The following is a 22,547-nucleotide window of genomic DNA, read 5'->3' as shown; positions in this document are numbered from 1 at the left end:
CCTAGGTACGCACCCCTTCCCGGCTGTGATCCGCCGAGGCCGCCGCCGCTATCCGCTCCAACGCCGCGTCCCGGCCGCACGCGTGCGCGCCCAGCGCCGTCTGCCGCTCCACGATGCCGCGCTCCGACCGCATCAGCCGCCACCCCCGCCGCACCAGATACGCCGCGGACTTGCGCCCCTCCCGCAGATCGCGCAGCAGCCGCCGCCGGAACGTGGTCGAGGGCCGCCCCCGCAGACAGATCGCGTCCGCCAGCAACCCCAACGCCCGGCACCGGTCGATGATGTCCGCCGCGAAGATCCCCTCCGCCACGAACAGCGGCCCCCGCCCGAGGTCCATCGACTCCTCGCCCACCCGCGAGCTGGACGCGATGTCGTACACCGGCACGGTCGCCCGCCCCGTACGGCACAACGCCTCGACCGCCGCCACCGCGGCGTCCGCGTCCCACGACAACGGCGAGTCCCAGTCGGCCCCTTCACCCCCGGCGAGCTGCGGGAGCGTCGGGTCGTCGCCCCCCTTGTAGAAGTCGTCGAGGTTCAGCACGGGCAGCCCGGTGCGGGCCGCGAGGGACGACTTTCCCGAACCGGAGGGCCCGGTGAGCAGGACGACGCGCGCGGAGGCGGGATGAAGGGTCACGGAACACCAGTCTGAACCATTCCCACCCCCGCATGAACCCATGAAGCGCCATGGCCGAATCTTGACAGGCAAACATATGGTTGCCTATTAGCCCAGACGTGACCATGGACCTGGACCAAGTGCTGAAGGCGCTCGGCGACGCGACGTGCCGACGCGTCCTCGACCGGCTGCGCGAGCGCAACGGCCGGACCCTCAAGGGACACAGATGCGGACCATCACTGAGATGCAGCAAAACGTCGGCACGTGGTTCGACCGTGGAGCGGTTCCGAGGTCGGCTTACTGCAGAACGGCGAGGTGGTCGGCGGCGCCTCCGCGCCATTCGATCAGGAACAGGGTCGCGTCGTCGCTGGTGAGCCCACCCCGCTCCGCCATCAGTGCGTGGGAGAGCCAGCGCACCTCGGCGCGCACCCCGCTCGCCTGGCCCATCATGCGATTGACGCAGCGGATGAGCTGTTCCTCGCCGACGGGCTCCTGTCCGGCAACGTGCTCCTCGATGACGCCGTCCGTGTAGCACAGCAGCCGGTCGCCGCGCTGGAGCTGGTGCTCGTTCATTCGGGGCTGCTCGCCGCCGAAGCCGACCGGCAGGGTGGTCGGGCCCTCCAGGGGGTGGAGTACCCGGCCGTCGCGGATCAGCAGCGGTGCCGGGTGGCCCGCGTTGACCCACTGCAGGTGGCCCGTTGTGGTGTCCAGGCGCATCATCTGCGCGGTGACGAAGCGATCGGGACCGAACTGCTCGTCGATGGCCCGGTCCATGAACGCGTAGATCTCGACCAGGTCGACGTCGGCGCGCCTGGCGTGGCGGTAGGTGCCGATGGCGATGGTGGCCATCGCGGCGGCCCCGAGATCGTGGCCCATCGCATCGATCACGGCCACGTGCAGGACGTTTTCGTTGAGGGCGTAGTCGAAGCTGTCGCCGGCGATGCGGTAGGCGGGTTCGAGGACCCCGGCCAACGCGACCTGCGGAACGGCCATGGACAGTGGCGGTAGCAGGGACCACTGGATCTCGGCGGCCACACTCATCGGTTCGCGGCGCCGGGCCTGGAAGAACTGGTCGGTGTAGGTGTGCTTGGTGACCACCATGTCGGCGACCAGACCGGCCAGCCTGCGCAACAGCCGCCGGTCGTCGTCATCGACGGCGTCCAGGGTGACGGCCAGCACCCCCACCTGGTCGCTGCCGTCCAGCAACGGCAGGTACATCCGGACGCCGCCGTCGTCATGCGCTACCTCGACGGTAGACGCCGTCAGGAACGCCGTCCCGGCGTGGGAATCGCTGATGAGCTCGGGCTCGGCGACCACCAGGTGCCGGCCCGGCAGCGGAGCGAGCACCACCTGCGCGTAGTCCTGCAGGAGGATCGAGACATCACGGCCACCCACCCTGGCCACCTCTTCCGCGATCAGCGGAGCGATCAGCTGCGGCGGCATCTCGTGGGCCCGGTCCAGGAGCACCCCCAACAGGCGCTCGCCGAATCCCTCCGACCGGTCCACCATGCCCCTGCCGGGCTCGCGCTCACCTTCGGCCATAGCCGCAGGGTGCCGCAGCCGCCCGGCGCGGCCAGTCGATTACGCCAACGGCGGCCATGTCACGCCCGTGCACCCGCCCCCTTGGCGGCCGCGGCCGAGCGGGTTCGCCCTGCTCGGCGGCCCGCTGCGCGAGGGCTACACGGAACGAAGTCGGCCTCCTCGCCCCTGAGCGCGCGGGCCTGCCCTCGGAAGGATCGCTGGACCCCCTTGCGGGTTCTATGCCATACCCCATAAGTTACCGACGGGTAGCTCGGAAGGTGGTGAGCGGTGAGTCCGCGCAGGAGTGACAGCCGTGACCGGATGGTGCTCAGTGCTGCCGCCCTGCTGCGCGAGTACGGCGCGAGCGCGACCAGTATCGACCGGGTGCTTGCCCACAGCGGGGCCCCGCGGGGCTCGGTGTATCACCACTTTCCCGGTGGGCGGACGCAGCTCATCGACGAGGCGGTGGCGCTGGCGGGCGACGTCATCGCGGGGCTGATCGACGCCGCCACACGGGCCGACGATCCGGTGCGGGCCGTCGACGCGTTCTTCGCGTTGTGGCGCGACCGGCTGGTGGAGAGCGGCTTCCGGGCGGGCTGCCCGATCGTGGCGGTGGCCGTCGAGACCAACGACGACGCACCCCAGTTGGCCCGTTCCGCCGCCGCCGTCTTCGCCCGCTGGCAACAGGCCCTCGCCGAACTGCTCGTCCGGCACGGCCTGACCGAAGAACGCGGCCGGAGGCTCGCCGCCTTCATCATCGCGGCGGTCGAAGGCGCGGTGATCATGTGCCGAGCCGAACGGAGCACCGCGCCGCTGGAGGCTGCCGCCGCCGAGATCCACGACCTGCTGCTCAACGCCCTGCACCAACGGCCTGAGGCCGAATCCCGGCCCTGAAGGAGTCGTCATGCCCTCGCTCGACCGTCAGGAAAACGTCTTCGTCCTCGATCTGGGAGACGGCGAGAACCGATTCCACCCCGACTGGCTCGCCGCCGTCAACGCCGCGCTCGACGAGGTGGAGAAGGCGGAAGGCCCCCGCGCGCTGGTCACCGCCGCCACGGGCAAGTTCTACTCCAACGGGCTGGACCTGGACTGGCTGTTCGCCCACCCCGACCAGCACCAGGACTACGTCGTCTCCGTCCAGGAGCTGTTCGCGCGGCTGCTGTCGCTGCCGGTCATCACGGTGGCCGCGCTCCAGGGCCACACGTTCGCCGCGGGCGCCATGTTCTCCCTGGCGCACGACTTCCGCGTCATGCGCGCCGACCGGGGCTACTGGTGCCTGCCCGAAGCGGACATCAACATCCCCTTCACCCCCGGCATGTCCGCCCTCATCCAGTCCCGGCTGACACCGCAGACCGCGCACGAGGCCATGGTCACCGCCCGCCGCTACGGCGGGTCCGACGCCGCGGCCGTCGGCATCGTCGACCAGGCGGTCGCCGAGGACGCCGTGCGCTCCACCGCCATCGCCGTCGCCCAGGCCCAGGTGAACAAGACCGGCGACACCCTCGGCACCATCAAGGCCCGCATGTACGCCCCGACCCTGGCCACCCTGCGCGACACCGCCACCCCGCTCGGCTGACCAGCACCGCACCGATGCCCGCGCACCCGGCACCACCAAGGAGAACGACCATGACCACCACCGACCTCGCAGCGATGACCGGCCTGGAACTGATGCGCTGGGTGCAGACCGAACGCCCCACCGACATCCCGTCCATCGGCCGCCTGCTCGGCATGCGCTCCCTCGACACCCGCCCCGACTTCGCCAACCGTTCCTAGAGACTGAGCGGAAGTGAGTCCTGGTGCCAGGACTCGTGCTCAGCCGGGTACCCCGGACGGTGTTGGGCACCCTGGTCGCCCGCTTTCGCTCCGCCTCCGGTGCGCGCGCATCGTGTGCGTGGTCCGGGGATGCGGGGGCGGGTTTCCTCACGCCCCGGGGTGCCTGATATAGCCTGGACGGTCCGATGCCCCGCACGTTCGCTCTGGTCGTGCGGGGGCGGTGCCGTCCGTCGCCGGATCGGGTGCCCCAGGGCGCGCCTTCCGATCGCCACCGCTGCCGCGTGATGGCGAGTAGTCTTTCTGTTCTTGCTGGTGAGGGGTTTCTGCCAGTGCTGGGCGCCCCACTTGGACGTGTAGGCCGGGTCAATGGCCACGATGGTGATGCCGAGTTCGGCCGCCATCGAGGCCAGCCGTGCCCGCAGCTTGGACACCGGCATGCCGGAGATCAGCTTGCGGAACCGCTTCCGCCTGCCGTGCTTCTCCCGTGTCTTCTCCGCCTGGAAATCCAGATCCTCGATCGCGATACTCAGGCGGTGGCGCTTGGCCCAGTGCAGCAGGCGCACCAGCGCGTGCCGTACCTGGGCGTCGCGGTAGGTGGCCGGTCCGTTCAGGTCGAAGGAGAACCGGCGCGGGGCGCCGACCGGGTTGCCGTACTCGTCCAGGCACCATGCCGCCAGGTGATCGGCATTGGTATCGACGCCGATCAGGCCATCAGCGCGGGCCTGGACCAGCGGAACGGTCTTGACCGGCGGGATCGTCCAGGAGGCGGTGATGTACCAGCGCCGACGGGTCACGTCCAGGTGGATGCGGTAGGCCACGGCCCGGTTCGCCTCCACCCGGTCGGCCCACTCCTCGCTCCGGTGGCGGAAGGCGACGGTGCCGGTGAGGACGTACCGGCCATGCTCGGCGTTCGCCAGATGCGCCAGTGGCGCCGGGAGCTTGATGCTGACCTGACTGTCCGGGGTGACGCGGATGGTCTCGTTCCCCAGCCGCTTCCCGCTCTCACCGTCGGCCTGAAGGAACCAGCGCCCGGCCTCCCACCACTGCCGCCACTCGGTCTCAGTCAGCTGCGCCTGTTCGAGGTGGTGACGGGTGCGGGCCAGCCGCTTTCCCCCACGCACCACACGGACACGGCCCGCTTCGCGGTCGGCACGCTCGGCAACCAGCCGGTCCTTAAGAAGGTGCAGGCGGCGCGTCTTTGCGAACCACTCCTGCCGGGTGCGGTAGCCGCCCGGGGCCCGCTTCGTTCCCTTCTCGCCCACCGGCAGCGACAACCGGTGCGCGATGGTGCGCACACCGGCCTCCAGATTCTGAATGTGGGCGTACTGCGCACGCCGCGACAGCGCCCACTGGTCATGGGTGGCCTTGGTGATACTGCCCGCCCACCGCGACGAGGACTCCCCGGTCAGAACGCGTTTACGCTCCGCCCACGTGTCCGCGGAGTGCTCCAGTCCCTCGGCACAGCGCCGCTTCAGGTCACGCGAAGCCAGTCTCCCAAGATGCGCGCCGACCAGCCGCAGCACCTCCTCATCCTCCACGGTGAGGCCCTTGAGTCGGGTACGGATCGCGACACCGGACGGGCTGGGAACAACGAACGGCGCCGACAGCTCACGCAGCACACCCACTCCGCCCCTCCCTTTCCACGAGCCCGGCGGCAACACGCCCGTCACCCACTCAACGACCCCACCCGCGAAAGGGTCACGCTCTCGATCCAGGAACTCCCGTTCCCCTTCCTGGGAATTGCGCACTCCGCAGCCCGGATACTCACTCACACACGCCAGAACGCACTCATACGCACTCAATCAACAACAGTTCGCAACCTCCCGGCACCGTCCACGGTGGCATCGCCGCCATCCTCCTGGACTCCGCCATGGCCTGCGCCGTCCACACCACCCTCCCCGCCGGCGCCAGCTACACGACCCTCGAACTCAAGGTCAACTACGTCCGCGCGGCCCGCACGGACGGCCAGACGCTCACCGCCGAAGGCACCGTCATCCACGCGGGCCGCCGCACCGCGACCGCCGAGGGCAAGGTGCTGGACGACCAGGGCAACCTGATCGCCCACGGGACGACCACCTGCATGATCCTTTAGGACCCTTCCGCATCAGCCGAGGTGGGGCGTTCGCGGTGGTCGAGGAAGTGCTGGATTCGTAGCCGCTGGGTGTGGTGCATGGGGAGATCGGCCAGTTCCCCCGGCGGGACGAAGCGCAGCTCGGTGGATTCGTCGGAGATCGCGAGCCGCCCGCCGGTGATGCGGGCGGTGAAGCAGACATTGAACTGCCGCCGGACTTCGCCGTCCGAGTAGGCGATGACGTGGCGCGGGTCGGTGTACGTCCCGACGAGCCCCGTGATCTCCACGTCGAACCCGGTCTCCTCCTTGACCTCGCGCACCGCCGCCCCCGGCAGCGAGTCGGTCATCTCCATGCCCCCGCCGGGCAGGGCCCATAGCCCGCTGTCCCGGCGTCGCTGGAGCAGGATGCGGCCTGCGTCGTCGGCGACGACGGCGGACGCGGCGACCACCAGGCTGTTCGGTTCGGGGGCGTTCGGGTCGTCGTAGTACTCGGTCCGGGGCATGGCCTACTGGGCTTCAAGGGGCGGTCGCGCACCGCCTGCGGAGATGTGGGTCACGTGTGCGCGGAAGTCCCGGGACAGCGACTCGTGAGGGTATCGCTGCTCCAGTTCGTCGGTGAGTTCTCCGGCGACCATCAGCAGCGACGGAAGGGACTTCCGCGAAGTCTCCAGCGCACGGCCCCCGATCGAGACGGCCTCCTCCAGCTCACCGGAGCGGGCGGCGGTGACGCCGAGGGTGAGGCGGGCCTCTGCGACGCGCATGGGGGAGATCTCCGCGCCGTCCGGGGCGGTGCCCAGCCGGACGACCTCCTGTGCGTGAGTGGCCGCGCGCTCGTCGTCGCCGAGCAGGCGGTAGGCGTCCATCTCGTAGAAGTCCCACTTGTCGGGGTCGATGACGAAGTGGTGCTCCCGGTGTTCCGGCCGGGGCAGCCGCTCCAGGCGGGCACGGCCCGCGTCGAGCGTGGCGCGTACCTGTCGCGCGTCTCCCATCCTGGCGTACGCCTTGGCGCTCTGGGCGTAGAGCTGTACGCCGATGCTGTGCGTCGAGTCGGAATGATGGCCCGCGCTGACGCAGTCGATCACGTCCGCGTACCGCCCCTGGGTCAAGGCGAACCATGCGCCGAGTTCCCACGACCACGCCATGATCTCGCCATGCCCGGCCTCTTGCCCGATGCGCAGCGCCGCGGCGCGGCTCAGCTCCGCGGCCTGGCGTTGCCCCATGTCGTATTCGAGGCAGCCGCCGAGCACGAACAACCAGCCTGTGGCGACGAGGAGTTCGCGGTGCTGGGCCAGGGTGGTGCGACCCTGGAGCATGTCGGTGACGTGGCGGATGCCCGCCCGTGTCTGGTGGTGGAGTTGATCGGCGGGCATGAACGGATAGGCGCGACACAGCTGGTCGATCCCCTCGGCGATCATTTCCAGATCTGCCGGTCCCACATCGGTTGCGTGCGTGCGGCGTGCCAATTCTGCGACCTCCCACAGCGCGGGCTCTGGCGTCAGCATGCCCGAGGTGTCGGGGCGCCTCAACGCCGGAGCAGCCGCGCTCGGCGCGGGGGACGCCTCCCAGGGGCGAGCCGCCAGCCCGATCATCGCGCCGGGAATGCGCAAGGCGTCCGCGATCTCCTCGATTTTGGCCAGGGAGGTGATGCGCGCATCGCCGCGGGCGACGGTTCCGACGCGTTCGGACTTGATGCCGCAGGCCTCGCCGATCTGGTTGTAGCTGATGCCGCCCCACTTGCGGGCCAGCCGGAACACCGTGCCGAAGTCCCGTTCGGCGAGTGCGCTCCGTACGTCGTCGCGTTCGAGTACGCGGGGCGGTAATGCGGTGGGTGGCGTCACGCGATGCTCTCCTCCCGCCCATGATGGGTCTACCCATCATGGGCTAACGCCCGGCCGTATGAACGGTGACGCTTGCAGGTCAAGAGGAACCCCGTGATCGGCAAGAGGAGGCCACTGTGCGGAAGATGACCGCTCGGTCCATGGGATGGCTGTTACGGCTGGTGCTGCCCGCACATAAGGGCGGGGCGATTGCAGACGTGCAGAGCGGACCGGTGGAGGAGCGTCGCCCCCGCGTCGTCCTGCTGTGTCCGCCGCACGGTGTGGTGGTGATCAGGTGAGCGTGCGGCCCCGGCTGTTGCCGTGGCCGGGGACGGAGGGGAAGCGGTGTTATCTCGTGGCGGACCAGGACGGCGACGGTCCGCTGTCGCGGCTTGCCGATGAGATGGAGGCCGTGCAGCTCAAGGCGGGCTCTGAACTCCTCGGGCATGTGGCTGTGATGGTCGATGACCAGCGGGTGGGCGTCCGGGAGTTGCGGTTCCTGGTCAAGTGCCTGTGTGAGGCGCTGCGTGATGCGCTACGGGTCGCCGAGAGCCGGGGCGGGCGGCTGGGGGCGGGCGAATGAGCGCCGCCGAGGATGAGGTGCGTGTCGGGCCCGTACCGGGGCGCGGTCTGCACCGTGGCCGGGACGGGCGCTTTGAACTGCCGCTTCAGGGCGTTCGGGCTGGCGCCGTCGCTTCCGCCACGCTGGTGCTGACAGTGGTGGAGGCAGAGCAGTTGCACGCCACGCTCTGTTACGCGCTTGATGGCGAGCCCGTATCGGCGGGTGCGCCGGAGTGCCGACAACCGGTTCGCCATCCCGGTGGGCGGGGGCGATATTGAGCATCGGTCCTCCTCGCCCATGAGTGCGTAGGCGAGGAGGACCGGGGGCTCAGACGCCCATGGGGTGCCAGACCGTCTTCGTTTCCAGGAAGGAGAGGAGGCGGTCGGTGCCGGGGTCGGCGGTCCAGTCCACAGGGTGTGGACGGAGTACGCGCTTGAGGTTGTCGGCGGCGGCCCGCTCCAGGTCGGTCGCCAGCTCAGGGTCCGCGCCTGCCAGGTCGATCGCGTTGACGTCCTGGTGAGCGGCGAGCGGGGTGGCGAGTTCGGGGGTGCGGCCCGAGAGGATGTTGACCACGCCGCCCGGGAGGTCCGAGGTGGCCAGGACCTCGGCCAGGGAGAGGGCAGGGAGGGGAGCGCGCTCGGCGGCCACCACGACGGTCGTGTTGCCGGTGACGATCGCGGGGGCGAGGACCGAGATCAGGCCCAGGAAGGAGGAGTCCTGGGGGGCGAGGAGCGCGACGACGCCCGTCGGTTCGGGGGTGGAGAGGTTGAAGTACGGCCCGGCGACGGGGTTCGCGGAGCCCGCGATCTGGGCGACCTTGTCGGACCAGCCCGCGTACCAGACCCAGCGGTCGATCGCCGCGTCGACGGCGGCGGTGGCCTTGGACTTGGACAGGCCCTCGGCGGTCGCGACCTCGGCCGCGAACTGGTCGCGGCGGCCCTCCAGCATCTCGGCGATGCGGTACAGGATCTGGCCGCGGTTGTAGGCGGTGGCGCCGGACCAGCCGCCGAACGCCTTGCGCGCGGCGGACACCGCGTCGCGGGCGTCCTTGCGGGAGGCCAGGGGGGCGTTGGCCAGCCAGCGGCCCTTTGCGTCGGTCACCTCGTACACCCGTCCGCTCTCGGAGCGCGGGAACTTGCCGCCTACGAAGAGCTTGTAGGTCTTGAGCACGGAGAGTCGTTCAGACATTGAGGTATGCCTCCAGGCCGTGGCGGCCGCCCTCGCGGCCGTAGCCCGACTCCTTGTAGCCGCCGAACGGCGAGGCGGGGTCGAACTTGTTGAACGTGTTGGACCAGATCACCCCGGCGCGCAGCTTGCTCGCCATGTCCAGGATGCGCGAGCCCTTCTCCGTCCAGATGCCCGCCGACAGGCCGTACGGGGTGTTGTTCGCCTTGGCGACGGCTTCGTCGGGGGTGCGGAAGGTCAGCACGGACAGGACCGGGCCGAAGATCTCCTCGCGGGCGATCCGGTGGGCCTGGGTGACGCCGGTGAAGAGGGTGGGCGCGAACCAGTAGCCGGAACTGGGCAGTTCGCACTCCGGGGCCCAGCGCTCGGCGCCCTCGGCCTCGCCCGCGTCGGCCAGCTCGCGGATACGGGCCAGCTGCTCGGCGGAGTTGATCGCGCCGATGTCGGTGTTCTTGTCCAGCGGGTCGCCGACGCGCAGGGTGCGCATACGGCGCTTGAGGGCGTCCAGGAGCTCGTCCTGGACGGACTCCTGGACCAGCAGGCGGGAGCCCGCGCAGCAGACGTGGCCCTGGTTGAAGAAGATGCCGCTGATGATGCCCTCGACCGCCTGGTCGACCGGCGCGTCGTCGAAGACGATGTTCGCGGCCTTGCCGCCCAGCTCCAGGGTGACCTTCTTCTTCGTACCGGCCACCGTGCGGGCGATCGCCTTGCCGACCTCGGTCGACCCCGTGAAGGCCACCTTGTCGATGCCGGGGTGGGCCACCAGCTCGGCGCCGGTCGAGCCGTCGCCGGTGACGATGTTGACCACGCCCTTGGGCAGGCCCGCCTGGCGGCAGATGTCCGCGAAGAAGAGGGCGCTGAGCGGCGTCGTCTCGGCGGGCTTCAGCACGACCGTGTTGCCGCAGGCCAGCGCCGGGGCGATCTTCCACGCCAGCATCAGGAGGGGGAAGTTCCAGGGGATGACCTGGCCCGCCACGCCCAGCGGCTTCGGATCGGCGCCGTAGCCCGCGTACGCGAGCTTGTCGGCCCAGCCCGCGTAGTAGAAGAAGTGCGCGGCGACCAGCGGCAGGTCGGCGTCCCGCGACTCGCGGATCGGCTTGCCGTTGTCCAGCGACTCCAGCACCGCCAGCTCCCGCGAGCGCTCCTGGATGATCCGCGCGATGCGGAACAGGTACTTGGCGCGCTCGGCGCCGGGCAGCGCCGACCAGGACTCGAACGCCTTACGGGCGGCCTTCACCGCGCGGTCCACGTCCTCGGCGTTGGCCTGGGCGACCTCGGAGAGGACCTCCTCGGAGGAGGGGGAGAGGGTCTTGAAGACCTTGCCGTCGCCCGCCTCGCGGAACTCGCCGTCGATGAACAGCCCGTACGACGGGGCGATGTCGACGACCGCGCGGGACTCGGGAGCGGGGGCGTACTCGAAAACGGGCATGGCGTATCAGTCCACCGTCACGTAGTCGGGACCGGAGTACCGGCCGGTGCTCAGCTTCTGGCGCTGCATCAGCAGATCGTTCAGCAGACTCGACGCGCCGAAGCGGAACCAGTCCGCGGTCAGCCACTCCTCGCCCAGCGTCTCGTTGACCATCACCAGGTACTTGAGGGCGTCCTTCGACGTACGGATGCCACCCGCGGGCTTCACCCCCACCTGCACCCCGGTCGCGGCGCGGAAGTCGCGGACCGCCTCCAGGAGGACCAGGGTGACCGGCGGCGTCGCGTTGACGGACACCTTGCCGGTGGAGGTCTTGATGAAGTCGGCGCCCGCGAGCATCGCCAGCCAGGACGCGCGGCGCACGTTGTCGTACGTCTGGAGTTCGCCGGTCTCGAAGATGACCTTCAGGTGCGCGGCGCTCCCGTCCTGGCGGACGCACGCCTCCTTCACCTGCCGGATCTCCTCGAAGACCTCCAGATAGCGGCCGGAGAGGAAGGCCCCGCGGTCGATCACCATGTCGATCTCGTCCGCGCCGGCCGCCACCGCCTCCCGGGTGTCCGCCAGCTTCACGGAACGGGCGGCGCGGCCGGACGGGAACGCCGTCGCCACGGCCGCCACGTGGATGCCGCTGCCCCGGAGGGCCTCCTTCGCGGTCGCCACCATGTCGCCGTAGACGCAGATCGCCGCGACCTCGGGGACGGTGCGGTCGGTGGGGTCGGGGTTGATCCCCTTCGCGCACAGCGCCCGGACCTTGCCCGGGGTGTCCGCGCCCTCCAGGGTCGTCAGGTCGATCATCGAGATCGCCAGGTCGATGGCGTACGCCTTCGCCGTGGTCTTGATCGAGCGGGTGCCGAGGGTCGCGGCCCGGGCCTGGAGGCCAACCGCGTCGACGCCCGGCAGGCCGTGCAGGAAGCGGCGCAGCGCGCTGTCGGTGGCGGTCACGTCCGCCACCGACGCCAGTCGCTCCGCGGCCTCTTTGCCGTATGCGGGAACTGTGGTGGGCATGGTCACCACCTGAGCATATCTACGCGCGTAGCGGTATGTCACCCCCCGGCCGTGATCGGGCCCGGCCCCGGCCCGATCACGATCCGTATTCGTACCGTGTTGATCCCGAGGCCCAACGCCCCGGGCCGTGGGGCACAATCGGCCCCATGACGAGCCCGGACGACCCCGCCCCCGCCCCGCAGCCCGACGGGGAGCCCCACGCGGAGCCTCACGGGGAGCCGCATGGGGAGCCCACCCCGTACGCCGACCGCGTCTACCGCTCCCCGGGCGGCATCGTGGGCGGCGTGCTGCTGCTCGGACTCGGCGGCTGGCTCGGCATCGACGCCATCCTGCGCGGCGAGGGCCGGACGCCGTGGCTGGCCCTCGCCGGGCTGCTGTTCGCGGTGCCGGTGGTGATCGCCTTCACCGTGCGCCCGGCGGTGTACGCGGGCGCGGACCGGCTCCTCGTACGCAACCCCTTCCGCACGATCACCCTCCCCTGGGCCTCCATCGACACCCTGCGCGCCAGCTACACCAGCGAAGTGCTGGCGGGCGGCGCGACATACCAGCTGTGGGCCGTCCCCGTCTCGCTGCGCCAGCGCAAGCGCGCCGCCCGCCAGCAGAACCGCGACGCGGCGTCGCCGACGTCACTCGGCCGTACGCCCGGCCCCGGCGCGACGGCGGACCGCCGCGCCCAGGCCGACCAGACCATGGACGACCTGCGCGAACTCGCCGAGTCCAACGCGGGCCGCGCCGGCGCGCAGGGCGAGCCCGAGGTGCGCTGGGCGTTCGAGGTCATCGCGCCGACGCTGGCGGGGGCGGTGCTGCTGGTGATCATGCTGCTGATCTGAGGGTCGGGGCGGTCGTCGGTCCGGGTGGACACCCCGTGCGGGCGCGCGACGCGGCCGACGACCTACCGGCTGAGCCGGTTCGTGCCGTTCGTACCGGGCGAACCGACGGCTCAGATCCCGGCCGCCGCCGAGAGGTCCTCCTTCAGGGCCGCCAGAACCGTGTCCGCCGTGGCGCGGGCCCGGGGCAGGTCCTCGGCCGCGGGCACGTCCACGACGACCTCCAGGTAGCACTTCAGCTTGGGCTCCGTGCCGCTCGGGCGCACGATCACCCGCGCCGAGCGGACCGTGTCCTTCCCGGTGAGCTGATAGCGCAGGCCGTCCGTCGGGGGCAGGGCATCCGAGCCCTGGGTCAGGTCCTCGGCCGAGCCGACCTCCAGGCCCGCCAGTTCCGCCGGGGGCCGCTCGCGCAGCCGCCGCATGGCCGCCGCGATCAGGGACAGATCCTCGACCCGTACGGACAACTGGTCCGTGGCGTGCAGACCGTGCGCGACGGCGATGTCGTCCAGCAGGTCGGTGAGCGTACGCCCCTGCCCCTTCAGCTCCGACGCCAGCTCCGCCACCAGCAGCGCGGCCGTGATCCCGTCCTTGTCGCGCACCCCGTCCGGGTCCACGCAGTAGCCCAGCGCCTCCTCGTACGCGTAACCCAGACCGTCCACCCGGGCCAGCCACTTGAAGCCGGTCAGCGTCTCCGCGTACGGCAGGCCCGCGTCGGCCGCGATGCGGGACAGCAGCGACGAGGACACGATCGTCGTCGCGACGGTACCGCGGGCGCGCTTGTGCACGAGGTGGGTGGCGAGCAGCGCGCCGACCTCGTCGCCGCGGAGCATGCGCCAGCCGGTGCCGGTGCCTGGCGTTGGCACCGCCACCGCGCAGCGGTCCGCGTCCGGGTCGTTCGCGATGACGATGTCGGGCGCCGCCTCGCGGGCCGTCGCGAACGCCAGATCCATCGCCCCCGGCTCTTCCGGGTTCGGGAACGCCACCGTCGGGAACGCCGGGTCCGGATCCGCCTGCTCGGGAACCACCGTGGGCGCCGGGAAGCCCGCCCGCGCGAACGCGGCCGTCAGCGTCTCCCGGCCCACGCCGTGCAGGGGCGTGTAGACGACGCGGGCGTCCCGCGCGGAGCCGGGCGTCAGGACGGCGTCCGTACGGGCCAGGTACGCGTCGAGGACGCCGTCGTCCAGCGTCTCCCAGCCGGTGTCCGGGCGCGGTACGTCGTTCAGGCTGCCGATCGCCGCGATCTCGGCCGCGATCTCCGCGTCGGCGGGCGGAACGATCTGCGAGCCGTCGCCCAGGTACACCTTGTAGCCGTTGTCGCGCGGCGGATTGTGGCTCGCCGTCACCTCGATCCCCGCGACGGCCCCCAGGTGCCGGATGGCGAACGCCAGCACCGGTGTCGGCAGCGGCCGGGGCAGCAGCGCCGCGCGGAAACCGGCGCCGGTCATGACGGCGGCGGTGTCGCGGGCGAAGTCCGCGCTCTTGTAGCGGGCGTCGTACCCGATGACGACGAGGCCGGAGGCGCGCCGCGGCTGCTTCGCGAGGTACGCGGCCAGACCGGCGGCGGCGCGGATGACGACGGCGCGGTTCATCCGCATGGGCCCCGAGCCCAGCTCGCCGCGGAGGCCCGCGGTGCCGAACTGAAGCGTGCCGGAGAAGCGCTCGGCCAGCGCACGCCCGGCCTCACCCCCCTCGGCCGTGTCGGCCCGCTGGGCCGCGTCGAGCAGGGCGCGCAACTCGTCCCGGGTGTCGGGGTCGGGGTCCTCGGCCAGCCAGGTGCTGGCCTGGTCGATGAGGTCGGGCGCCATGGGGGCCTCCTGGGTGGGGGTGCGGTGTGTTGTTGTGTGGTGCGGGTGTGGTGCGGGTGTGTGGGTGGTGCGCCGGAGGCCCCGCACCGGCACCACCCACACACCGACCGCGCCTCCACCCGCACAGCCCACCGGGCGGAGCCCCGGCGGGGGGTTTGGGGGGGGAGCCCCCCCCAAGACCTCAGAGGCGGTCCAGCACCTGAGCCAGCAGCGTGCCCATCCGGGTGGCCGAGTCGCGGCCCGCCTGGAGGACCTCCTCGTGGTTGAGGGGTTCGCCCGTCATGCCCGCGGCGAGGTTCGTGACCAGGGAGATGCCCAGCACCTCGGCGCCCGCCTCGCGGGCGGCGATCGCCTCGAGGGTGGTGGACATGCCGACGAGGTCGGCCCCGATGGTGCGGGCCATGGTGATCTCGGCCGGGGTTTCGTAGTGGGGGCCGGGGAACTGGGCGTAGACGCCCTCTTCCAGGGTGGGGTCGATCTGCTGGCAGAGGGCCCGCAGCCGGGGGGAGTAGAGGTCGGTGAGGTCGACGAAGTTGGCGCCGACGATGGGGGAGGCGGCGGTGAGGTTGATGTGGTCGCGGATGAGGACCGCTTGGCCGGGGCGCATGCCGTCGCGGAGGCCGCCGCAGCCGTTGGTGAGGATGATGGTCTTGCAGCCGGCGGCGACGGCGGTGCGTACGCCGTGGGCGACGGCGGCGACGCCGCGGCCCTCGTAGTAGTGGGTGCGGCCGAGGAAGACGAGGGCCCGCTTGTCGGTCAGCTTGTACGAGCGGATGGTGCCCGCGTGGCCCGCGACGGCGGGCGGCGGGAAGCCGGGCAGCTCGGTGACGGGGAACTCGTGCTCGGGGCTGCCGAGTGCGTCGGTGGCGGGGACCCAGCCGGAGCCCAGGACCAGGGCGACGTCGTGGGTCTCCGCGCCGGTCAGCTCGCGCAGGCGCGTGGCGGCGGCGTCGGCGGCGGCGTGGGGGTCGGCGGGGTCGCCTTGGCTGTCCCTAGTAACAGATGCGTTCACGCGCACGAGGGTAGTCCCTCCTGGCCTACGCGCGTAGACGCCCTCGCGCCGGTATTCGGATCGTTGTGATGCGCATGGCGCTGGACGAGTCTTTCCCCGTGCCCCGCAAGCAGGTTCTCCGCTCCTCCGCAGTGCACGTCACCGCTCTGCGAATGGACGATCACCAAGACGGGAAACGTGCCGAGGCCGGGGGAGAGGCCGGCAAGGTGCGGCACCTCCCTCCCTCTTCGCAGAGCACTGGTTTCCATGCGGGCCGCGGGGACCAGTGACCCGCCCAGTGCCTCTCCCAGTGAAACGTCCAACCGGTCTGGTCACACTGAGGCGATGGAGGCAGAGCCGTGCCGGCGGACAGGGGCGGCACGCTCTGACCAAGCTCGAACAGAAACCGACCAAGAAGGGGGCGGAATGTGAGGTACGGACGGAAGACGGCGCGCTGCATCGCGGCGGGCGCGCTCGCGACCGGAATGCTCACGCTCTCGGCCGGCACCGCGCTGGCGGAGCGCAACCAGACGGCCCTCCCGGAACAGACGACCGCTGTGGCCGGCGCGATGGCCGCCACTCACGGTCGGCCGGCTGTGGCGGCGGAGGGCTACAGCCGGCCGGACGCGGCCGGGACGTCGGTTCACGTGATGGCGCGCATACCGTGGGACAAGAGCGGTCGGGACAAGGTGCCGAAGTGCGCCCGCCACGGCAAGCTGAACACCTCCGGTGTCACGGACCACCTGAAGCTGATCAACCGCTGCAGCCACTCCGTCACCTACCACGTGATCCTCGACAAGCACTCGGACTACTGGCGGAAGGTCCCCTCCGGCTACTACTGGACGTCGAGCTGGAAGTGGCCCGCCAAGCTGCACAAGATCGGAACCTGACCCTACTGAACACGACAGTGGGGCCAGAGCGCGGTCGTGCTCCGGCATGAAGGCACACCTGGACAGGGACAGTGGTACGGCCGGACGCCACCCCGCTGCCGCCGACCACTGCCCCCCACAGAGAGGAACGACGTGCCCGATACGAAGAGACTCGCCGCCCGCATGGGCATCGTTGCGCTCAGCGCCACGGTGTCCCTCGCCACCGCCACCGCCGCGTACGCCGGGACGAATGAGCGCATCGACGTCGCCGGGGGCGAGGTGACCTTCACCCACCAGGGCGACTACCTCGACACCCGCGACCTGAGGAAAGACGGCTACTGCCTGACGGCCGAACTGAAGGTCAACAGGTGGCACCACTGGAGCATCACGACCTGCGGGTACAACACCTACAAGTACAGGAGCCTGAAGCGGATCAACGAAGGCACGAAGGTGTACCTCAGGGCGTGCTACACCAAGAAGCGCAGCGGCGGGTACACCCGAGTCAGATGCACCGGCTGGCAGGCCGCACACACCTGACCGTCGTTTCCGGACCCGAGCGGCGCTGCCTCGATCCCGGATGCGGGAACGGCCCGGTCTGCTGCTGATCACCGACAGGGTTTTCGCGTCCAGGCGTCGGGCCAGTGCCGCGTCAGCCGAGGTTCGCCCCGCTCGCCGCCCTGGCACGGCCGCCCCCAGCCACCGCTGGGAGGTGCCCCCGGCGGCGTTGCCGAACCAGCCGAGCAGGCCCGCCCCCGGACTCCGTCCGGGAGGTGCCCCCGCGGGGCAGATCCGGCGCCTGGCAGCTGACCGCACCAGGCCGCCTCGCTACCGGGCAAACCTCGACTGACGCGGCACAACTAGGGCGCTGTGACGAGGCGGTCGTAGGCCTGGGAGAACCGTTCCAGGGGGTCGCCGTCGGCGTTCCAGGGCCAGGGGGTCACCACGCCCGTGGTGGCGCGCAGGGCCGTCGTGGCTTCGCTCATGCGGCCGGACTTGACCAGGGCGTAGGCCAGGACGTTGAGGTCCGCGAGGGCGGCGGCGTGGCGGAGGAAGCCGGGCTGGGTCCATTCCTGGGCGGCCCGGTCGAGGACGGCGGCGACCTGCTCGCGCCGCCAGTGCTCCCCGGCGCTGATGGCCTCCATGCCGCCGGTGGCCATGGCGCGCTGGTGGCCGCGGACGATCGAGGTCAGCTCCAGTGCGGTGGCGGGGGCGTCGGCGGGCATGCGGTTCCGGACCGAGTCCAGCAGGTCGAGGAGCTGGACGGCGGAGCCGCACTCGTCGGGGGACAGATAGCCGAGGACCTGGAGGTAGGCCTCGCGGTTCCACGGATCGCGGGCCATGACCTCCTGCCAGACGGCCGACAGCTCGTGGTGGGGTCGCTGCTCGCGGCGCAGGGTGGCCAGGTGCACGACGTACGGGGTGGGGTCGGCGGGGACCAGCTCGGCGGCGAGGCGGCAGGCCTCGCGGGCGTCGCTCAGGTCGGACTGGGCCTGGAGCAGGTCCGACCAGGCGTGCAGCAGCAGGGCTCCCTGGTCGCGGGGGTGGTGACGCCGCCAGATCCCGGGCAGCGCGCGCCCCGCGGCGGCGGCGAGGACGGAGAGGCGGTGGGCCTTGCGGTCCCAGTCCTGGCCGGCGTCCTCGACCACCCGGGAGACCTGGGCGATGACCGTGGTGTCGAGATCGCCGCGGTCCCAGCACGTCTCGAGGCGTTGCCGGACCCGGCCGAGGGCGGTGTCGTCGAGTTCGGGAACCAGACGAGGACGGCTGCCCTTGCGGCGCCGGAAGACGGGCATATCGGTCGGCTTTCGGTGGTGGTGATCGCGAACAATCCGCATCCTCAACCGGGTCCCACGGAGGTGAACAGGGGGACGGCCACATCGGCACGATGATTTCACCAGCCGCGCGCAAGCGGACGTCAGCAGGGCCGTTTACGCAGCTCCATGACGTAGTCGTGGGGCGCCCCCGCGGATTCGGCGGCGTCGGCGATCTCGCCGAGGTAGCGGGCGGAGGGCAGGCCGCCCTCGTAGCCGTTGAGGACGTACAGCCAGGCGGGTTCCTCGCCGTCCAGCGTGTGGACGCGGATCCGCATGCGGCGGTATATGTCCAGGCCGACGCCCTCCCAGCGGTCCATGGAGTCCTCGTCCATGGGGGCGATGTCGTAGAGGGCGACGAAGACCTGGGAGCGCGGGGCCTCGACGATGGTGGGGAGTGCGCCCTCCCAGCCCATCTGCTCCCCGCCGAAGGTCAGGCGCCAGCCGGTGATCCAGCCTGTGCCGCGCAGGGGTGAGTGCGGTGCGCGGCGGGACATCAGCCGCGCGTCGAGGTTGCCGGCGTACGCGGCGTAGAGCGACATGGATCAGAGGGTACGGGAGAGGGGTGGAAGCGCTCTTGGGGTGGCGGGTTCGTTGCGGGATGCGCACTCGAACCCCCGGGCGGAAGCCTAGCGTGTGGGTACGGGACAATGGAGCATGTGACTCGGATCGTGATCATTGGTGGCGGACCCGGCGGGTACGAGGCGGCGCTGGTCGCCGCGCAGCTCGGTGCGGAGGTGACCGTCGTCGACTGCGACGGTCTGGGCGGGGCGTCGGTGCTGACCGACTGCGTGCCGTCGAAGACGTTGATCGCCACGGCTGAGGTGATGACGACGTTCGACTCTTCGTACGAGGAGTTGGGGATCATCGTCGCCGATGACACCCCGCCGCTGGAGCAGGCGGCCCGGGTGGTGGGCGTGGACCTGGGCAAGGTCAACCGGCGGGTGAAGCGGCTGGCGCTCGCGCAGTCGCACGACATCACGGCCTCCGTCACGCGCGCCGGCGCGCGGGTCATGCGGGGGCGCGGACGGCTGGAGCCCGCGCAGGCGCCGGACGGATCGCGGAAGGTGATCGTCCGGGCGGCGGACGGCTCCGAGGAGACCCTGGTCGCGGACGCGGTGCTGGTGTCGACCGGCGCGCACCCGCGGGAGATCCCGGACGCGCAGCCGGACGGCGAGCGCATCCTGAACTGGACGCAGGTGTACGACCTCGATGAGCTGCCCGAGGAGCTGATCGTGGTCGGGTCCGGTGTCACGGGCGCCGAGTTCGCGGGCGCGTACCAGGCGCTGGGCTCCAAGGTCACGCTGGTCTCCAGCCGGGACCGGGTGCTGCCGGGCGAGGACCCGGACGCGGCGGCGGTGCTGGAGGACGTCTTCCGGCGGCGCGGGATGAACGTGATGTCCCGGTCGCGGGCCGCGGCGGTGAAGCGCGTGGGGGACCGGGTGGAGTGCACGCTCGCGGACGGGCGGGTCATCACCGGCAGCCACTGTCTGATGGCCGTGGGCTCGATTCCGAACACCGCGGACATGGGCCTGGAGGAGGCCGGGGTCCGGATGAAGGACTCCGGGCACATCCTGACCGACAAGGTGTCGCGCACCAGCGCGCCGGGCGTGTACGCGGCCGGTGACTGCACCGGCGTGTTCGCGCTGGCGTCGGTGGCCGCGATGCAGGGCCGGATCGCGATGTACCACTTCCTGGGGGACGCGGTGACGCCGCTGAACCTGAAGACCGTGTCGGCGAACGTCTTCACCGACCCCGAGATCGCCACGGTCGGCTACTCGCAGGCCGATGTGGACGCGGGGAAGATCGACGCCCGGGTGGTGAAGCTGCCGCTGCTGCGCAACCCGCGGGCGAAGATGCAGGGCATCCGGGACGGCTTCGTGAAGATCTTCTGCCGCCCGGGCACCGGCATCGTGGTCGGCGGTGTGGTGGTCGCGCCGCGTGCGAGCGAGCTGATCCATCCCATCGCGCTGGCGGTCGACAACAACCTGACGGTGGAGCAGATCGCCAAGGCGTTCACCGTGTACCCGTCGCTGTCCGGCTCGATCGCCGAGGTGGCACGGCAGTTGCACACCCGCAAGTCGTCCGAGGGGTAGTCCGGACAAGTCCCCGGGGCGTGAGGTGCGCCCCTTATAGCAGCTTGCGCCCGCGCAGATGAACAACTTCTGCTAATTAGTGCAAGCTGCTGAAAACAGACAGTCGTTGGCGTTACTGTCAGTTTCGTGTTCGCTGCAGAACGTCGCCAATTGATCCTTGAAATGGTGCGTGCGAACGGAGCGGTGTCGCTCCGTGAGCTCGCCCGCGTCGTCCAGACCTCCGAAGTGACCGTACGGCGTGATGTGCGGGCGCTGGAGGCAGAAGGACTGCTCGACCGCCGGCACGGCGGTGCGGTGCTGCCGGGCGGATTCACCAGGGAGTCCGGCTTCCCGCAGAAATCCCATCTAGCGACCGCGGAGAAGACGGCGATCGCCGATCTCGCGGCCGGTTTCGTCGAAGAGGGCGAGGCCGTCGTGGTCGGCGCCGGTACGACCACGCAGGAGCTGGCCCGCCGGCTCGCGCGGGTCCCCGGGCTGACCGTGGTCACCAATTCCCTGCTCGTCGCGCAGGCGTTGGCGCATGCCAACCGGGTCGAGGTCGTGATGACCGGCGGCACCCTGCGCGGCTCCAACTACGCGCTGGTCGGCAGTGGCGCCGAGCAGTCCCTCCAGGGGCTGCGGGTCTCGCGCGCCTTCCTGTCCGGCAGCGGGCTGACCGCCGAGCGCGGTCTTTCCACGTCCAACATGCTGTCGGCCAGCGTCGACCGGGCGCTGGTCCAGGCCGCGGCGGAGGTCGTGGTGCTCGCCGACCACACCAAGCTGGGCACCGACACCATGTTCCAGACGGTGCCCACCGATGTGATCACGCGGCTGGTGACCGACGAGCCACCCGCCCAGGACGACCGTGCGCTGACCGAGTTGCAGGCCCTGGCCGATCAGGGCGTGCAGATCGCGGTGGCGGGGCCGGGCGCGGGGTCCGGCCCGGCCGGTGGCGAGGGCGGCGGCCCGCCGGGCGCGGCGCGCCAGGCGGGGCGGCTGGGCTCCTCGGCCCCGCGGACCGGTGAGGACGGGCTGCCGCTGCCCGGGCCGCGCCGCAATCCGCACGGCCAGGGTCCCGGCACCGCCCAGCTGCGCAGCACGGCATCGCTGCCCGAGCAGCAGTCGGGCGGTGGCCGGGTGGCGGATCTGGCGCCACGGCGGCGCTGACCGGGCGGGATCGCCGGGGGACTGGTTCAGTGCGCCTTGAGACCGGTGAAGGTCAAGGCGAGGAGCCGGTCCGCCAGCTCCGGGTCGTCCGGAGACTGCTCGACGGCCAGCGCGATGGCGTTGGTCAGCTGCATCAGGTCGGCGATCACCACGTCCGGCCGGACGGCCCCGGTCCGCTGGGCGCGGGCGAGCAGTTCGCTGCCCGCCTCGCGCAGCGGCAGTCGGCAGGCGCGGGACAGCTCCGAACTCTCGTCGCCCGAGCACGCCATCAGGGCCTGGGCGAGTCCGCGGTAGGTGCTCGCGTGGTGGACGATCGCCCGCAGCCAGTCGACCAGCGCGGTGCACGCCTGGGGTGCCTTCGCCAGCTCGCGGGAGCGCGTCAGCAGGGCGTTCATCTCGCCCTGGAAGACGGCGCCCATGAGCGCGGTGCGGTTGGGGAAGTGCCGGTAGAGCGTGCCGATGCCGACGCCCGCGCGGCGCGCGATGTCCTCCAACGAGGCGTCGGTGCCGTGGCGGGTGAAGGCGGTGCGCGCCTCGGCCAGCAGCCGTTCGTAGTTGCGGCGCGCGTCGGCGCGCATGGGGCGGGGGAGCGGTGGCGTGTGCGCCGGGGCTGTCTCGGTCGCCATCGCGGTCCTCCCTGCTGCCTTGCGGTACCTGCCTGCCACGATCTTCACATTCCGAGCCTAGATGGGGGCACTGACAATGTCCGCCTACCACGTCGCGCAGCGAGGTAGCGGCGCTTGGCGCCACAGGCTCACGCGGGGGCGCTGAGCACGCGCGCGGGCCCCGGTCGTCCTGGGGACGGCCGGGGCCCGGATGCGCGGTACGGCGGGGCGTCGTACGGCGGGGCGTCAGTCCTTGATCTCGCAGATGACCGAGCCCGAGGTGAGCGAGGCGCCGACCTCGGCGCTCAGGCCCTTGATGGTGCCCGCGCGGTGGGCGTTGAGGGGCTGTTCCATCTTCATGGCTTCGAGGACGACGACGAGGTCGCCTTCGGCCACGGTGTCGCCCTCGGCGACGGCGACCTTG

At 71.2% G+C, this 22,547-nt stretch carries 25 protein-coding genes; 11 read left to right on the top strand and 14 right to left on the bottom strand.

What is annotated here, in order from left to right; all coding sequences use genetic code 11:
* Nucleotide 1 precedes the first annotated feature (1 nt).
* Nucleotides 2-676, bottom strand: a complete 675-nt coding sequence (locus tag LCH29_RS38905) for an ATP-binding protein (RefSeq protein WP_446466401.1) — start codon at nucleotides 674-676, stop codon at nucleotides 2-4.
* Nucleotides 677-910: 234 nt separating this feature from the next.
* Nucleotides 911-2,155, bottom strand: coding sequence for a PP2C family protein-serine/threonine phosphatase (locus tag LCH29_RS38900; protein ID WP_446466400.1), 1,245 nt, complete (start codon nucleotides 2,153-2,155; stop codon nucleotides 911-913).
* A gap of 267 nt (nucleotides 2,156-2,422) precedes the next feature.
* On the opposite strand from LCH29_RS38900, the gene LCH29_RS38895 reads away from it, so the two are divergent.
* The 3 genes from LCH29_RS38895 to LCH29_RS38885 are packed head-to-tail and all read left to right on the top strand — an operon-like array spanning nucleotide 2,423 to nucleotide 3,907.
* Nucleotides 2,423-3,028, top strand: coding sequence for a TetR/AcrR family transcriptional regulator (locus tag LCH29_RS38895; protein WP_446466399.1), 606 nt, complete (start codon nucleotides 2,423-2,425; stop codon nucleotides 3,026-3,028).
* A 10-nt stretch (nucleotides 3,029-3,038) separates the two neighbouring features.
* On the top strand, nucleotides 3,039-3,710 hold the full coding sequence (locus tag LCH29_RS38890; RefSeq protein WP_446466398.1) for an enoyl-CoA hydratase-related protein: 672 nt from the start codon (nucleotides 3,039-3,041) through the stop codon (nucleotides 3,708-3,710).
* Between the two features lie 50 nt (nucleotides 3,711-3,760).
* Nucleotides 3,761-3,907 (top strand): hypothetical protein, encoded by a 147-nt coding sequence (locus tag LCH29_RS38885; protein WP_446466397.1) that lies wholly within the window; start codon nucleotides 3,761-3,763, stop codon nucleotides 3,905-3,907.
* Here the strand turns inward: LCH29_RS38885 and LCH29_RS38880 are convergent.
* The gene (locus LCH29_RS38880) at nucleotides 3,904-5,532 is read right to left on the bottom strand and encodes an IS200/IS605 family accessory protein TnpB-related protein (protein ID WP_446466396.1); all 1,629 of its coding nucleotides are present in this window, start codon (nucleotides 5,530-5,532) and stop codon (nucleotides 3,904-3,906) included. The genes LCH29_RS38885 and LCH29_RS38880 overlap by 4 nt on opposite strands.
* 176 nt (nucleotides 5,533-5,708) lie before the next feature.
* Here LCH29_RS38880 and LCH29_RS38875 point away from each other — a divergent pair, with 176 nt between their 5' ends.
* Nucleotides 5,709-5,999 carry a PaaI family thioesterase gene (locus LCH29_RS38875; protein WP_446466452.1) on the top strand — a complete coding sequence of 97 codons (291 nt, stop codon included), beginning with the start codon at nucleotides 5,709-5,711 and terminating at the stop codon, nucleotides 5,997-5,999.
* Here the strand turns inward: LCH29_RS38875 and LCH29_RS38870 are convergent.
* Together LCH29_RS38870 and LCH29_RS38865 are read right to left on the bottom strand one after the other, a co-directional pair.
* Nucleotides 5,996-6,481 (bottom strand): NUDIX hydrolase, encoded by a 486-nt coding sequence (locus LCH29_RS38870; protein ID WP_446466395.1) that lies wholly within the window; start codon nucleotides 6,479-6,481, stop codon nucleotides 5,996-5,998. The genes LCH29_RS38875 and LCH29_RS38870 overlap by 4 nt on opposite strands.
* 3 nt (nucleotides 6,482-6,484) lie before the next feature.
* Nucleotides 6,485-7,816 (bottom strand): tetratricopeptide repeat protein, encoded by a 1,332-nt coding sequence (locus LCH29_RS38865; protein WP_446466394.1) that lies wholly within the window; start codon nucleotides 7,814-7,816, stop codon nucleotides 6,485-6,487.
* Between the two features lie 125 nt (nucleotides 7,817-7,941).
* On the opposite strand from LCH29_RS38865, the gene LCH29_RS38860 reads away from it, so the two are divergent.
* Complete coding sequence (locus tag LCH29_RS38860) at nucleotides 7,942-8,094, top strand: hypothetical protein (protein ID WP_446466393.1); 153 nt, start codon at nucleotides 7,942-7,944, stop codon at nucleotides 8,092-8,094.
* Nucleotides 8,091-8,378 carry a hypothetical protein gene (locus LCH29_RS38855; protein ID WP_446466392.1) on the top strand — a complete coding sequence of 96 codons (288 nt, stop codon included), beginning with the start codon at nucleotides 8,091-8,093 and terminating at the stop codon, nucleotides 8,376-8,378. The genes LCH29_RS38860 and LCH29_RS38855 overlap by 4 nt, the downstream gene beginning before the upstream one ends.
* A gap of 306 nt (nucleotides 8,379-8,684) precedes the next feature.
* Here LCH29_RS38855 and LCH29_RS38850 read toward each other — a convergent pair whose 3' ends face one another.
* From LCH29_RS38850 to deoC, 3 genes are read right to left on the bottom strand one after another with little or no spacing between them, the layout of a single operon-like run.
* Nucleotides 8,685-9,545, bottom strand: coding sequence for an aldehyde dehydrogenase family protein (locus tag LCH29_RS38850; RefSeq protein WP_446466391.1), 861 nt, complete (start codon nucleotides 9,543-9,545; stop codon nucleotides 8,685-8,687).
* Nucleotides 9,538-10,971, bottom strand: coding sequence for an aldehyde dehydrogenase family protein (locus tag LCH29_RS38845; RefSeq protein WP_446466390.1), 1,434 nt, complete (start codon nucleotides 10,969-10,971; stop codon nucleotides 9,538-9,540). Before LCH29_RS38845 ends, LCH29_RS38850 begins: the two co-directional genes overlap by 8 nt.
* Before the next feature lie 6 nt (nucleotides 10,972-10,977).
* Nucleotides 10,978-11,973: a deoxyribose-phosphate aldolase gene (deoC, locus tag LCH29_RS38840; RefSeq protein WP_446466389.1), complete on the bottom strand. Its 996-nt coding sequence runs from the start codon at nucleotides 11,971-11,973 to the stop codon at nucleotides 10,978-10,980.
* Between the two features lie 146 nt (nucleotides 11,974-12,119).
* On the opposite strand from deoC, the gene LCH29_RS38835 reads away from it, so the two are divergent.
* A complete protein-coding gene (locus LCH29_RS38835; RefSeq protein WP_446466388.1) occupies nucleotides 12,120-12,803 on the top strand; it encodes a PH domain-containing protein in 684 nt (227 codons plus the stop codon).
* 110 nt (nucleotides 12,804-12,913) lie between these two features.
* Here LCH29_RS38835 and LCH29_RS38830 read toward each other — a convergent pair whose 3' ends face one another.
* A complete protein-coding gene (locus LCH29_RS38830) occupies nucleotides 12,914-14,605 on the bottom strand; it encodes a phospho-sugar mutase (RefSeq protein WP_446466387.1) in 1,692 nt (563 codons plus the stop codon).
* 181 nt (nucleotides 14,606-14,786) lie between these two features.
* Nucleotides 14,787-15,623 carry a purine-nucleoside phosphorylase gene (locus tag LCH29_RS38825; protein ID WP_446466386.1) on the bottom strand — a complete coding sequence of 279 codons (837 nt, stop codon included), beginning with the start codon at nucleotides 15,621-15,623 and terminating at the stop codon, nucleotides 14,787-14,789.
* A gap of 401 nt (nucleotides 15,624-16,024) precedes the next feature.
* Here LCH29_RS38825 and LCH29_RS38820 point away from each other — a divergent pair, with 401 nt between their 5' ends.
* Together LCH29_RS38820 and LCH29_RS38815 are read left to right on the top strand one after the other, a co-directional pair.
* On the top strand, nucleotides 16,025-16,486 hold the full coding sequence (locus LCH29_RS38820) for a hypothetical protein (RefSeq protein WP_446466385.1): 462 nt from the start codon (nucleotides 16,025-16,027) through the stop codon (nucleotides 16,484-16,486).
* 132 nt (nucleotides 16,487-16,618) lie between these two features.
* Entirely contained in the window at nucleotides 16,619-17,002 is a 384-nt protein-coding gene (locus tag LCH29_RS38815; protein ID WP_446466384.1) for a hypothetical protein, read from the top strand.
* Nucleotides 17,003-17,322: 320 nt separating this feature from the next.
* On the opposite strand, the gene LCH29_RS38810 is transcribed toward LCH29_RS38815, so the two are convergent.
* Both LCH29_RS38810 and LCH29_RS38805 read right to left on the bottom strand, forming a co-directional pair.
* On the bottom strand, nucleotides 17,323-18,258 hold the full coding sequence (locus LCH29_RS38810; protein ID WP_446466383.1) for a hypothetical protein: 936 nt from the start codon (nucleotides 18,256-18,258) through the stop codon (nucleotides 17,323-17,325).
* Between the two features lie 122 nt (nucleotides 18,259-18,380).
* Nucleotides 18,381-18,818: a gamma-glutamylcyclotransferase gene (locus tag LCH29_RS38805; protein WP_123100215.1), complete on the bottom strand. Its 438-nt coding sequence runs from the start codon at nucleotides 18,816-18,818 to the stop codon at nucleotides 18,381-18,383.
* A gap of 108 nt (nucleotides 18,819-18,926) precedes the next feature.
* On the opposite strand from LCH29_RS38805, the gene LCH29_RS38800 reads away from it, so the two are divergent.
* Together LCH29_RS38800 and LCH29_RS38795 are read left to right on the top strand one after the other, a co-directional pair.
* Entirely contained in the window at nucleotides 18,927-20,372 is a 1,446-nt protein-coding gene (locus LCH29_RS38800; RefSeq protein WP_446466382.1) for an NAD(P)H-quinone dehydrogenase, read from the top strand.
* A gap of 126 nt (nucleotides 20,373-20,498) precedes the next feature.
* On the top strand, nucleotides 20,499-21,518 hold the full coding sequence (locus LCH29_RS38795) for a DeoR/GlpR family DNA-binding transcription regulator (protein WP_446466381.1): 1,020 nt from the start codon (nucleotides 20,499-20,501) through the stop codon (nucleotides 21,516-21,518).
* A 26-nt stretch (nucleotides 21,519-21,544) separates the two neighbouring features.
* On the opposite strand, the gene LCH29_RS38790 is transcribed toward LCH29_RS38795, so the two are convergent.
* Both LCH29_RS38790 and LCH29_RS38785 read right to left on the bottom strand, forming a co-directional pair.
* Nucleotides 21,545-22,144: a TetR/AcrR family transcriptional regulator gene (locus tag LCH29_RS38790; RefSeq protein ID WP_446466380.1), complete on the bottom strand. Its 600-nt coding sequence runs from the start codon at nucleotides 22,142-22,144 to the stop codon at nucleotides 21,545-21,547.
* A gap of 225 nt (nucleotides 22,145-22,369) precedes the next feature.
* The coding region (locus LCH29_RS38785) for an acetyl-CoA carboxylase biotin carboxyl carrier protein subunit (RefSeq protein WP_446466451.1) at nucleotides 22,370-22,547 on the bottom strand (178 nt) is incomplete at its 5' end.

The sequence above is a fragment of the Streptomyces sp. BRA346 genome, from assembly GCF_052851135.1.
The sequence above is the reverse complement of the archived record's forward strand: the minus strand, read 5'-3'. Positions and strand labels throughout refer to the sequence as shown.